Source organism: Bifidobacterium sp. LH_743 (genome assembly GCF_056355775.1).
Window position 1 is genome coordinate 172,359 of sequence record NZ_JBKESZ010000003.1, and the last position, 12,489, is coordinate 184,847.

At 62.1% G+C, this 12,489-nt stretch carries 9 protein-coding genes; 4 read left to right on the plus strand and 5 right to left on the minus strand.

From position 1 onward, the window contains the following. Window positions 1–15 precede the first annotated feature (15 nt). Together AC1ATL_RS05660 and gndA are read left to right on the plus strand one after the other, a co-directional pair. Window positions 16–2,616, plus strand: coding sequence for a bifunctional lysylphosphatidylglycerol flippase/synthetase MprF (locus AC1ATL_RS05660; protein WP_476569166.1), 2,601 nt, complete (start codon window positions 16–18; stop codon window positions 2,614–2,616). A 209-nt stretch (window positions 2,617–2,825) separates the two neighbouring features. Then, window positions 2,826–4,274, plus strand: coding sequence for an NADP-dependent phosphogluconate dehydrogenase (gndA, locus tag AC1ATL_RS05665; protein ID WP_432623959.1), 1,449 nt, complete (start codon window positions 2,826–2,828; stop codon window positions 4,272–4,274). Window positions 4,275–4,681: 407 nt separating this feature from the next. Here the strand turns inward: gndA and pgl are convergent, their stop codons facing one another. The 5 genes from pgl to AC1ATL_RS05690 all read right to left on the minus strand — a co-directional run bounded on the left by pgl (window position 4,682) and on the right by AC1ATL_RS05690 (window position 9,838). Continuing rightward, window positions 4,682–5,473: a 6-phosphogluconolactonase gene (gene pgl, locus AC1ATL_RS05670; RefSeq protein WP_476569168.1), complete on the minus strand. Its 792-nt coding sequence runs from the start codon at window positions 5,471–5,473 to the stop codon at window positions 4,682–4,684. Window positions 5,474–5,533: 60 nt separating this feature from the next. Continuing rightward, window positions 5,534–6,484 carry a glucose-6-phosphate dehydrogenase assembly protein OpcA gene (locus AC1ATL_RS05675; protein ID WP_432623961.1) on the minus strand — a complete coding sequence of 317 codons (951 nt, stop codon included), beginning with the start codon at window positions 6,482–6,484 and terminating at the stop codon, window positions 5,534–5,536. Further along, window positions 6,481–8,052 (minus strand): glucose-6-phosphate dehydrogenase, encoded by a 1,572-nt coding sequence (gene zwf, locus AC1ATL_RS05680; protein WP_432623962.1) that lies wholly within the window; start codon window positions 8,050–8,052, stop codon window positions 6,481–6,483. Before zwf ends, AC1ATL_RS05675 begins: the two co-directional genes overlap by 4 nt. A gap of 93 nt (window positions 8,053–8,145) precedes the next feature. Continuing rightward, window positions 8,146–8,820 (minus strand): dihydrofolate reductase family protein, encoded by a 675-nt coding sequence (locus AC1ATL_RS05685; RefSeq protein WP_476569171.1) that lies wholly within the window; start codon window positions 8,818–8,820, stop codon window positions 8,146–8,148. 148 nt (window positions 8,821–8,968) lie between these two features. Beyond that, a complete protein-coding gene (locus AC1ATL_RS05690; protein WP_432623964.1) occupies window positions 8,969–9,838 on the minus strand; it encodes an aldo/keto reductase in 870 nt (289 codons plus the stop codon). A 179-nt stretch (window positions 9,839–10,017) separates the two neighbouring features. Between AC1ATL_RS05690 and AC1ATL_RS05695 the strand changes: the two genes are divergently transcribed. Then, window positions 10,018–10,920 carry a LysR family transcriptional regulator gene (locus tag AC1ATL_RS05695; RefSeq protein ID WP_476569173.1) on the plus strand — a complete coding sequence of 301 codons (903 nt, stop codon included), beginning with the start codon at window positions 10,018–10,020 and terminating at the stop codon, window positions 10,918–10,920. A 168-nt stretch (window positions 10,921–11,088) separates the two neighbouring features. Beyond that, a complete protein-coding gene (locus AC1ATL_RS05700) occupies window positions 11,089–12,474 on the plus strand; it encodes an MATE family efflux transporter (RefSeq protein ID WP_476569175.1) in 1,386 nt (461 codons plus the stop codon). Window positions 12,475–12,489: the final 15 nt, after the last annotated feature.

The window sequence follows — 12,489 nt, forward strand, 5'->3', positions numbered from 1 at the left end:
AACATAAGGAACATCATGACGCAAACGCAAAGCAAACCGGTCACATCATCCACGAAAACCTCCGTAAAACAATCCGTGAAACCGTTGTTCGGCTTCCAAGCGTTGCTGGCTGACCTGGCCACGTGGCTCAGACGGCACATGCTCACCGTCTGCTTCGTTCTCGCCGTCGCGTTCGTCAATGTGGCCACGCGGATCGTATGCGCGCTCATCCGACAGCCGTTCCCACCGCGCCTCGCCAGAGTCAGTTTCGAGGCCCTCGCGCACGGACACTGGTACACCGCGCCGATATCCATGCTGTATGTGCCGGATCTGGGTCGCCTGCTCATCGACATTCCGCTTATTCTGATTGCGTTCGGTTTGGCGGAATCGGTAATCGGCAAAGCCAAAACCGTCTGGGTCTCCGTCATCACCACCTTGGGCGGTATGGCGTTGGGCATGGGATTGTGCTCCCTGTCCGACGGACACAGTCCGCAATGGCATGCGATCTCACATGACGGTGCCGTCCTCGGGCCGCTGATTCTTGTTGCCGGAACGCTCATGTGCGCCAGCGCGTTCACGGCCATGCTGTGGCGCCGACGTATCCGTGTGATCGGCTACGCGGTCGTGCTCATCATGTTTCTCTACCGTGGCGAGGCAAGCGACTATTGCCTGCTCGCCGCCGCCTTGATAGGCCATGTGCTCGGCTACCTGATGTCCTCGGCCACGCATGGCGACGAATACCGGCACGGTGCGGTCTATGAGATGCGCCGGCTGGTCGGCGTGGCCGCGGGAGTGCAGGCCATCGGATCGCTCGTGGCCGTCTCATCGCGTCAAGCGTTCGGTCTGCTGTCCACATTCGGCTTGTTGACCGGTTCCACCGACTTCGATACCGGACGTGTGATCGACTGTCTTAACGGAGCGTCGCGTACGGACTGCTTCACGCAGTACCGCATGATGCGTCTCACCATGCCCGGCAACTGGCTGGTGTCCATCATGCCGACGCTGATGCTGCTGCTCATCGCCTGGGGTCTGTATCGCGGACGTCGCTTCGCCGCCATATTGAGCATTGTGTTCGACGTGTGCGCCGTCGCGCTTTCGGCGGTGTTCTATGTGGCGATTCCGCTCTCCTACGTGGACGGCTCCGTCGCCGGCGCATATATGGACGCGATATCGGCGCTGCGGCGGCACGGGGCGTTCCATGCGATGTTCGCCACAGTGGCCTTGCCTCTGCTGTTCATCGTCGTCATCGTCCTGTTCCGCAGATGCTTCACCATCCGTACGAAAGCTGAGATCGTGATGCGTGGCGTCGCCGTCACGTTCGCCACGTTCGTGGTATTGGGACTGCTGTATGTCGGTTACGGCCTGTCCACGCCGTCCGGTTTCAACGAGACCCCGCTGCTTATCGACCTGATTGCCGACTTTGTGCAACGCCTGTTGCCGATTGGTCTGTTGAGCGGCGTCGAACCGGCATTTGTGCCGGTCGGACCGCTGTCGGAATTCGTCTACCAGTGTGTGGGACCGGTGTTCTGGATAGTCGCGCTCTATTGCGCTTGGAATTGTCTGCGAGACCGTTCCATGGTGGACGACATCTACCGCCACCATGTGGACAGGATCATTGAACTCGGTGGCGAATCCATGTCGTTCATGGCCACATGGAAGGGCAACGATTACTGGTTTTCGGACACGGGACGTTCCGGCATTGCCTACCGGGTGTCGTATGGCGTGGCGTTGACCGTCACCGGACCATTCGGCGATTCGGCCGAATACGAGGACGATCTACGCGCCTTTACCGATTTTTGTGCTCGGCGTTCCCTGACCCCGGTGTTCTACAGCGTGCATGCCTCCCAGCGTGACGTTCTGGTCGCCTCTGGTTGGAATGCGCTCGATGTCGGTACCGAAATGGTGGTCGATCCGGCCGCATGGCAGACGCGCGGCAGGAAATGGCAGGATGTGCGCACTGCCATCAACAAAGCCAAGCGTGACGGCATTACCGATGTGCTTTCCACCTTCAAGGAATCACCATTCTCCGTGCAGACGCAGATTCGTGAGATTTCCGCGCAATGGGCCGGTGAGAAGGCATTGCCGGAAATGGGCTTCACCCTGGGTGGCGTGGACGAGCTGGTCGACCCACGTGTCAAACTGCTGTACGCGGTGGATGACAGCGGCAAGGTCCTCGGCGTCACCAGCTGGCTGCCGACCTACGAAAACGGTGAAGTGGTCGGCTGGACCCTCGATTTCATGCGTCATCGCACCGACAGCGTCAACGGCATCATGGAATTCCTCATCGCACGAATGGCCGAACGTTTACGGGACGAAGGCAAGGTGCGATTCATGAGTCTGTCCGCGGCGCCGCTTGCCGGCATGGGCGGTGGAGAAGGCGAACAGGGGGAGAGCGCCGTGCTCGACCATGTGCTGCAGATGGTGGCCGACATCATGGAACCGGCCTACGGATTCCATTCCCTGTTCCGTTTCAAGCTCAAGTTCCACCCCGACGAATCCAAGGTGTACATCTGCTATCCGGACGCAGCCAAACTACCGCAGATATCGCTCGCCGTGGCGCAGGCCTACGTGCCGTCGCTCACGCCGGTCGAAGCCATGCGGTTCGTCCGAACCATTGTGCCGGCCAAAAACGACTGATTCACGGATTCAGCAGAACTGGAATGTTCGCATCGCAATACGACTGGCCTTTTGTCCGATTCGCCCGAAGGCGGCGCCTGTGATGATGTCCTCACGTCGATGACCTTCGGTCGGACCCGGACTTGAGATGTGCGTCCGTTTTGGACGCGCTCGGCGCTACACTAAGGAAGGTTTGTAAAGTACTACGTTTCTCCACGAAAGGGACCAGCATGTCAGCTGAAGCAAACGTCGGCGTCGTCGGCTTGGCCGCAATGGGCGGTAGCCTCGCACGTAATCTCGCACACCACGGCAACAAGGTCGCTGTGTTCAACCGCACCTACGCCCGTACCGAAAAGCTCATGAACGAGCACGGCACCGAAGGCGAATTCTACCCGGCCAAGACGCTTGAGGAGTTCGTCGACAGCCTCACCAAGCCGCGCACCGCCATCATCATGGTCAAGGCCGGCGCGCCCACCGACGCCATGATCAACGCGCTCGCCGACCTTATGGAGCCGGGCGACATCATCGTCGACGCCGGCAACTCCTACTTCCCGGACACCATCCGCCGTGAGAAGGAAATCAGCGCGCGTGGCCTGCACTTCGTGGGCTGCGGTGTCTCCGGCGGCGAGGAGGGCGCCCTGCTTGGGCCGTCCATGATGCCCGGTGGCTCCGAAGAATCCTGGAAGACCCTGAAGCCGATCTTCGAATCCATCGCGGCCAAGGCCGAAGGCGAACCGTGCGTGACCCACATCGGTCTCAACGGTGCCGGACACTTCGTCAAGATGGTGCACAACGGCATCGAATACTCCGACATGCAGCTCATCGCCGAAAGCTACGACCTCATGCGCCGTGGCCTGGGCATGACCCCGGCCGAGATCGGCGACGTGTTCGAGGAGTGGAACAAGACCGAACTCGACTCCTACCTCATCGAGATCACCGCCGAAGTGCTGCACCAGGTCGACAAAAAGACCGGCAAGCCGCTGGTCGACCTCATCGTGGACCACGCCGGCATGAAGGGCACCGGCACCTGGACAGTGCAGACCGCACTGTCCTTGGCCGTGCCGGTCACCGGCATCGCCGAGGCCGTGTTCGCCCGCGGCCTGTCCTCCGAGGCGGACCTGCGCGAGGAAGCCCAGAAGCAGGGCTTCGCCGGTCCGAGCGGCGAGTTGAACCTGAACGACGAGGAGAAGAAGGCCTTCATCGAAGACATCCGCCAGGCCCTCTACGCCTCCAAGATCGTCGCCTACGCCCAGGGCTTCAACGAGATCACCACCGCCGCTAAGGAATATGGCTGGGATATCGACCTGGCCGCCGTGGCACGCATCTGGCGTGGCGGCTGCATCATCCGCGCGAAGTTCCTCAACCGCATCTCCGAAGCGTTCGAATCCGGCGAGGCCAACGTGTCGCTGCTGTTCGCCCCGTACTTCAAGAACGCCATCGAAACCGCCGAGAAATCCTGGCGCAACGTGGTGGCCCAGGCCGCCATCAACGGCCTGCCGACCCCGGCGTTCGCCTCGTCCCTGTCGTACTTCGACGGCCTGCGCTCCAAGCGCCTGCCCGCCGCCCTGATCCAGGGCCAGCGCGACTACTTCGGCGCCCACACCTACCAGCGCGTGGACCAGCCGGGCGCGTTCCACACCCTGTGGGCCGAGCCGGGCCGCGAAGAGATCGAAGCCTGATCTTTCCGCAGTACAAAGCTAGGAAGCTTCAGCCAAAAGGCCTCGTGATGCCTTACGGCCATACTCGATTGTTGAACCGAAGCAATTCCGGTTCGATGATTGGGACGGCCAGTACTCGCATCGCGAGGCCTTTTGGCATATCTAAGCGTTCGTTCACATTCCGTAGGCGGTTGTTGGCTTCCGTAGGTGGTTGGGCCTGGATGCGCACCACGGAAAAGGCAGAAAACCGGCCTTTTCTCATCTCCGATACTTGAGGCAACCACCTACGGAAACACAAAACCACCTACGGAAACAACGTTCGGTGGAAATCATGCGTCGAAACAGTTAAAAACAATCAAAGATGGGGGGTATATCCGCGGCCATGAACCGTGGAAATACCCCCCATCTTTGATTGTTTCTGATGAGCGTCACAGCTTGGAGGCTGCACCCTCATCGATGAGCCAGAGCAGTTCCTCACCATCGGCGTAGGAGCTCGGGGCATGCGGATTGTTTTGCTGGGCGAACGCGGCCTTGACCGCATTGGCCTTGCGCTCTTCGGAGGTGAACACCCACGTGTGCTTCGAACGGGCGATCGTCGGCACGGTCAGCGTCAGGCGCAGCGGCGGCGGCTTCGGCGAATCTCGCACACCTGCGACCAGCACGTGCGGGTCGCTGATTTCGGCCTCGCCATGGTCGGGGAACAGGGAGGCGAAATGCGCGTCCGGGCCCATGCCGAACATTGCGATGTCCAATGCCGGTTCGTCACCCAGCTGCTCGATGAGCTCACGCTGATATTCCGCGGCGGCATCGGCCAGCACCGCATCGGTCTGTTCGGGGGAGGCTGAGATAATCTCATCGGCGCCGCGCGTGTCCGCCGGCATCGCGTGGATGTTCCCGGCCGGCATACGTCCGCTCTCCACAAGCGCGCCGTACCAGGCTTTGCGGGCTTGCTTCGCATTGCGGTCGTCGTCATCGGCCGTCACGAAACGCTCATCGCCCCACCAGACGTGCACGCGGCTCCAGTCCACGGCATCGTTCAACGGGCTCGCATTCATCGCGGCGAACACGCGGTTGCCGTCGGTGCCTCCGGTCACGGCGATGTCCACACGCGTGCGGTTCGGCTCGGCCAACAGGTCGATGATGGTCAGCAGCGTGCGGGCGGCCACAGCCTCGGCCAACACCTGCGGGTTCGGATAGACAATGGTCTTGCGTTCTGTCACGTTCATTCCTTTGATAAGCGTTTTCCCGAATGGTGGTAACGGTTCCGTCGCGCCGACGGGCTATTGCCTCGGCTTGACCAGTTCCAGACCGCGGGACACGACCTCGTTGTAGATCTCATCCGGATACAAGCGGCCAAGTTCTTCACTCAGACATTCCTCAAGCGTTCGTGCGGGCACGCTGATGGTCTGCGGCGACTGGCCGGGCACACTGATCACGGCGAATCCATCGTCGGTGGAGGGGCGTTCCAGACTCAGCACACCGTCGCCGCGCGTCAGATACACGCCGGTGACGGCCGTGGCGTCCAGATCCTCCTCGATCATCACCGGCACGTTCAGACGCAGACGCAGCCATGCGGCAAGCAGGTCCAACGGCAGATAATCCTTCTGCCCGGTCACGCGCACATTGCTCACTGGCAGGTGCGGCGGCTGGTCGAGCATGGAGGCGATCATCGCGCGCCATACGGTCAGGCGCGTCCACGACATGTCCACGTCCTTGGAGGAACGGTTGCGACGCAGATCGTCCATCGTGCGTTGCGGGTTCGAGGAATGCATTGCATCGGTGATGCGGCTGCTGGCCATGGAGCCGAGCAGATCCTTCGACGGGTTCGCGGGCGCCTCGTTTGGCCACCATGCCACGACAGGGGTGTCTGGAACGAGCAGCGGAATCACCAAGGTATCGGCGTGGCGGATCAGACCGCCACGCGGACGCAGCACGATGATCTCACCGGCCCCCGCGTCGGATCCGAAACGAATCTCGGCATCAAGGAAGGTGGGATTTTCCTCATCTTCCGGATTGACCTTGCGGCTGCTTGGCGCGATTGCGATCACGCGGCAGGGATGCTCACGGCTCGCGTTGTTGGCGATTTCGAGATCATGCTCGAGTTCGGTCTCGTTGGTGGAGATGAGCAGGGTGAGCACGCGTCCCAATGCCGCCTCGCCGCGCTCCTCGTGCAGTTCGTCGATTTTCGCCGAGATCTCGCGGGTCTCGGTGTCTTGCATGGTAATGATCACGGCATCCTCCAACGGTGTCCATCGCGGGCGAGCATTTCAACGGCCTCTTCCGGGCCCCACGTGCCGGAACGATACGGCTGCGGCTGGCCGAGCGTCGACCAGAACTCCTCGATCGGGTCGAGGATCTTCCATGAGAGGTTGACCTCCTCGGTGGTGGGGAACAGCGGCGGATCGCCCAACAGCACGTCGAGAATCAGACGTTCATAGGCTTCGGGGGAGGATTCGGTGAACGAACGACCATAGCCGAAGTCCATCGACACGTCGCGCACTTCCATCGAAGTGCCGCCGGGCACCTTCGCGCCGAAGCGCATGGTCACGCCCTCGTCGGGCTGCACGCGGATCACGATGGCGTTCTTGCCGAGTTCCTTGGTGGCTGTCGATTCGAACGGCAGATGCGGAGCGCGCTTGAACACCACGGCGATCTCCGTGACGCGCTTGCCCAATCGTTTGCCGGTGCGCAGATAGAACGGCACGCCGGCCCAACGGCGGGTGTCGATGTCCAAGCGAATCGCCGCATAGGTTTCGGTGGTGGAATTGGGGTCGATGCCCTTCTCGTCCAGATATCCGACAACCTCATGCGAACCCTGCCATCCGGCGGCGTACTGGCCTCGAGCGGTATGTGCCGCCAAATCCTTCGGCAGACGCACCGCGGAGAGCACCTTCGTCTTCTCTGCGGTCAAATCGGCCGCGGAGAAGGAGACAGGCTCCTCCATGGCGGTCAACGCCATGAGCTGCAGCAGATGGTTTTGGATGATGTCTCTCGCGGCGCCAATACCGTCATAATATCCGGCGCGTCCGGCCACACCGATGTCTTCGGCCATGGTGATCTGCACGTGATCCACATAATTGTTGTTCCAGATTGGCTCGTACATGGCATTGGCGAAGCGCAGCGCCAGGATGTTCTGCACGGTCTCCTTGCCAAGGTAATGGTCGATGCGGAACACGCTCGACGGGTCGAACACTTCGGAGACCACGCGGTCGAGTTCTTTGGCGCTGGCCAGATCATGTCCGAACGGCTTCTCGATGATCACGCGACGCCATGCGCCTTTTGAAGATTTCGCCAGACCGCAGTCGGCCAGCTGTCGGGAGACCTGCGGGAAGGCGCGCGGCGGCACGGACATATAGAATGCGTGGTTGCCGCGCGTGCCGCGGTCGCGGTCGAGCTCCGCGACGGTTTCGGACAGGCGCTCGAACGCCTTTGGGTCATCGAACGTGCCCTGCACGAAACGGATGCCCGCGGCGAGCTGTTTCCAAGTCGATTCCTTGAATGGTGTGCGGCAGTGCGCCTGCACGTTCTCCTTGACGAAGTCCTTGAAGTGGTCCTCGGTCCAGTCGCGGCGAGCGAATCCCGTCAGGCCGAAGCTCGGCGGCAGCAGGCCGCGGTTGGCCAGATCGTAGATGGCGGGAAGCAGCTTCTTGCGGGACAGATCGCCGGTCACGCCGAAGATCACGATGCTGCACGGGCCGGCGATACGCGGCAGGCGCAGGTCGCGGGGGTCGCGCAGCGGATTCGTCCACGCGCCGGCCGCGTTGGATGCGGTTGAAACGGTTTCAGTCATGTGCTTCATACTAGCCCCATAGCCGCACAGCGCGGCGGCGCGTATCCATTCCCTTGCTTCGTTTCTGCTTATAGACGGTTCCTATGCCGGCTTGCCCGCCACTCACCGGTCGAACGAATAGCGCAGCCAAACCGCACCATCCTCATATGGGGTGACGGAATCGAGTTTCAGGGCGACGGGCCTGCGGTCCATCGGCAGGCCGTCGAACGTGGAGGCCATGCCCTTGCGGCCGTCGATGCCGGGGCCAATCAGGATGCTCACCTCGTCGAGCAGGCCGGCATCGAGGAATCCGCCGTTGATGGTGCCGTCGCCGACCACGGCCATGCGTTCCACGCCGAACTCCTCATTGAGGATTTCGCTGGCACGCTTGAGATCGATGCGGTCGCGGCCTGTGGCGATCCATGAGATGTTGCGCGAATCTAGGAACTCGAGGTAATCCTCGCTCACTTGCTCGCAGGTCAGGATGACCAGAGGTTTGGCGCTGCCGGAATCGTCCGGCCAGCTCAACGTGCCCTTGGTGTCGGGAATTACGTTGTATCCTTCAGCGTCGGCCTTCTTGGAGAAGGCTTCGTGACCGAGCGGGCTGCCGGTGGCGTGGAATTCGCCGGAGGCCATCTCGAGCTGCGCGGTGACGCGGCCGCTCACGCGGGTCGGGGCGTCCAACGCCGCCAGCGTCTCGTAGTATTCGGTGTTGCCTGCCAACTGCACGGTCATACCGCAGTCGATGCGACCGTCGATCGACATCATCATGTGGCATACGATATAGGGTTTGCTCATGGTCTTTGCATTCCTTTCTTGCATGTACACCGTGAGCTTATGCCGAAACGCTTTGCATATCCAATGCCTATGGAACATGGAAACGCATGCAGGAATGTGCTGCGATTCCGATATGACGGGGAAGCGGCGGGGAAGTGGCGGGTGGCTCTCAGACGTCGTAGCCCATGGCCTGTTCGAGGAAGGCGTGTACCGCCTCGCCGGTGTCGCGCGGCGAGAAGCAGGTATGCCCGGTATCGAGCGTGGCGATGGCGGCCATTTCGTCGTCGGACAGCGTGAAGTCGAAGACGGCGAGGTTCTGACGCATGCGGTCCGGGTTTGCCGACTTGACGACCGGCACGATGCCGCGCTGCATGAGCCAGCGCAGCACGGCCTGTGGCACCGACTTGCCATGGTCGGCCGCGATATGGGAGAGCAAGTCGTTGCCCAGCAGCTCCGCATGCCCCGCGGCCAGCGGCGACCACGCCTGCATGGCGATGCCATGTTCGTGCAGATAGCGCCTGTCGACTTCGCGCTGGTAGAACGCGTTGCACTCGACCATGTCGACCACCGGCTTGCGGTCGTTGAAGAACAGGAAGTCGGCCATGCGGTCCGGGGTGAAGTTGTCCACGCCGATGGAACGCACCAGCCCCTCGTCCTGCAGCTCGCCGAGCGCGCGCCACGCGCCGTAGTAGTCGTTGTACGGCTGGTGGATGAGCAGCAGATCCACGTAATCCATGTCGAGCCGTTCCAGGGAGCGCTCCACCCCCTTGCGTGCGCCGTCGTAGCTGGTGTCGGTGATCCACAGCTTGGTGGTGACGAAGATCTCGCTGCGTGCCACGCCGCTGCCGCGCACGGCGGCGCCCACCGCACGTTCGTTGCCGTAGGCGGCGGCCGTGTCGATGAGGCGATAGCCCGCCCGAATGGCCTCGACCACCGCGTTCTCGCATACGTCCGGATCGGTCATGCGGAACACCCCGTAGCCGATGCGCGGCATGCGGTTCCCGTCGTTCAGCGTCAGATAGCGGTCGCTCATATCCATTGATGCTCCTTGTCTTGTGTCGCCTGCTTGTGTCTGCTTCTCTCTGATTGCGATGTGCTGCCGGGCATTGTATGGACGCCGCCGTGGCAATGGCAAATAGCTATGGTTCATCGATTGCAAGAGCTGATGGGAATAGTATGGTGGGAAGCTTGGCACGCATGCCGGGCAGGAAGGAGCTGATGATGGATGTTCGCGTATTGAGGTATTTCCTCGCCGTCGCCAGGGAAGAGAGCTTCACCGGCGCCGCCGAGACGCTGATGATGTCGCAGCCGACATTGTCCAAGCAGATCGCTCAACTCGAACATGAACTGGGCAAGAAACTGTTCGAGCGCGGCGGCCGGCGCGTCACGCTGACGGAGGACGGCATGCTGCTCTACCGCCGCGCGGAGGAGATCGTCACGCTGGTGGATAGAACCGAACGCGAGCTCAAAACCGACGAGCACGACGTGGCGGGGGAGGTGGCGGTCGGCGGGCATATCCCCAGATTCCTGCTCAGAGCCGCGGCCCGGACCCACGAGGTGCACCGGGGCATCCGCTTCTATTGGCACAATGGAGATGCCACCGACGTGTCGGAACGTCTGCAGCACGGCACGCTTGACTTCGCGGTGCTGCTTCGGCCGGTGGACGTGGTGCGCTACGACTTCGTGCCATTGCCGGACGTGGCACGGTGGGGCGCCCCGGTGCCCGCCGGCAGCGAACTGGCCGGCAGAGGCGTCCTGACTGTGGACGATCTGAAGCATATGCCGCTGGCCGTCCACCACCGAGAGGGGCTGCAACGGGAATTCAGCCTGTGGGCGGGCGTGGATATGGACGAGTTCGACGTCTCCGCCACGTACAACGTGCTCAACGGCAGCCCCTCGCCCTTCGTGACCAGCGGGCTGGGATGCGTGGTCACCACGGACGATCATCTCGACGGCGGCGAATCCGCCGACGTGCGTTTCCTGCCGCTCGACCCGCCTTTGGAGACGCAATGCGCGCTGGTATACCGTCGGCACGCCGCGCTGTCGAAATCCGCGGTCATATTCCTGGACCAGGTGAAGCAGTCGCTGCAATCCATGCACGAAGGCAATGGGAAGGAATAGCGCATAGCTATTTGCTATCGCATGGTGGCGATCCTACAATCCTCATTCGGGCCGGCATCGAGGTGCGGTGTGACAGACCCGGAACGCGGCGCATGGGGCATACAAGACGCGCAAGGCCGCAAGGGAAACCGGGAACAAGAATACGGGAACAGTGGAGGAGCGAAGGCCATGGCAAGAGACAAGGCGGGGAACAAACAGGAAATAGACATGCTGCATGGCCGCATCTGGACCAAGGTTCTGCGCTACGCGCTGCCCGTGGCCGCGACTGGCATCTTGGAACAGCTTTTCAACGCGTCCGGCATCATGATCGTCGGCAACTTCTCCCAAGGCGACGGCACCGCCGCGGTCGCCGCCGTCGGCTCCAACGCGCCGGTCACCGGGCTTATCCTCAACCTGTTCATCGGCATCGCGCTCGGCGCGAACGTCGTCATCGCCAACGCCATTGGCCGCGGCAGCCGTGATGCCGTGCGCAAGGCCGTGCATACCTCCATCGTTACCGCCCTGATTGGCGGTGTGGTCGTCGCCGTCATCGGGGAACTGCTCGCCGGCCCGCTTCTCGGCATGCTCAACGTGACCGACGAGGTGTTCCCTCTGGCGCTTATTTACTTGCGCATCTACCTGCTCGGCATGCCCGTCATCCTGCTCTACAACTTCGAGGCCGCCATCTTCCGCAGTATCGGTGACACGCAGGCGCCGCTCGCCGTGCTCGCCGTCTCCGGCGTATTCAACGTGACCATGGGCCTGATCCTCGTCATCCTGTTCCATCTGGGCGTCGCGGGCGTTGCCACTGCCACCGTCCTCGCCAACATCGCCAGCTCCATGATCCTGCTGTACCGGCTCGTCCACACCGACGCCGCCATCCACGTGAACCTGCGCGAACTCGGCATCGACCCGTTCACCCTGCGCCAGATCATGCGCATCGGCCTGCCCGCCGGCGTGCAAAGCGCCGTGTTCGCCGTGGCCAACATCATCATCCAGGCCGCCATTAACAGCCTCGGTACCGTCGTCATGGCCGCATCCAGTGCCGCGTTCAACATCGAGATCATCGCCTACTACGTGCTCAACTCCTTCAGCCAAGCCTGCGCCACCTTCACCGGACAGAACTACGGCGCCAAGCAGATCGGACGCTGCAAGCGTGTGCTCGGCATCTGCATCCTGGAGGATTTCATCGCCACCGCCTCCACCATCGCCGTCGTACTGCTCTTCGGCCACCGCCTGCTCGCCCTGTTCGATGCCACCCCCGAGGTCATCGCCGTCGGCTACACCAGACTCGTCATGGTCTTCTCCGCCTACACATTCAGCATGCTGTACGAGGTCATGTCCGGCTACCTGCGCGGCTTCGGCATTTCACTGGCACCGGCCCTGCTCACCGTGGCCGGCGTGGTCGGCGTGCGCATCACTTGGATCGAATTCGTATTCCCCATGCATCGCACCTTCGAAGCCATCATGATCGTCTACCCGATCAGCCTCGCCGCTACTGCCGTGCTCATCGGCATCGCGCTGCTGTGCTACCGGCCGTCCAAACGATTCGCGGTCGCACAGGCTTCGGCATAAGGATGGTGGTGCCGC

What these genes read in the sequence shown, in the direction of transcription:
- AC1ATL_RS05685 (WP_476569171.1), bottom strand. Translation starts at nt 8,820, where the DNA reads ATGAGCAAACCCTATATCGTATGCCACATGATGATGTCGATCGACGGT.
- AC1ATL_RS05695 (WP_476569173.1), top strand. Translation starts at nt 10,018, where the DNA reads ATGATGGATGTTCGCGTATTGAGGTATTTCCTCGCCGTCGCCAGGGAA.
- AC1ATL_RS05690 (WP_432623964.1), bottom strand. Translation starts at nt 9,838, where the DNA reads ATGGATATGAGCGACCGCTATCTGACGCTGAACGACGGGAACCGCATG.
- zwf (WP_432623962.1), bottom strand. Translation starts at nt 8,052, where the DNA reads ATGAAGCACATGACTGAAACCGTTTCAACCGCATCCAACGCGGCCGGC.
- gndA (WP_432623959.1), top strand. Translation starts at nt 2,826, where the DNA reads ATGTCAGCTGAAGCAAACGTCGGCGTCGTCGGCTTGGCCGCAATGGGC.
- AC1ATL_RS05660 (WP_476569166.1), top strand. Translation starts at nt 16, where the DNA reads ATGACGCAAACGCAAAGCAAACCGGTCACATCATCCACGAAAACCTCC.
- AC1ATL_RS05700 (WP_476569175.1), top strand. Translation starts at nt 11,089, where the DNA reads ATGGCAAGAGACAAGGCGGGGAACAAACAGGAAATAGACATGCTGCAT.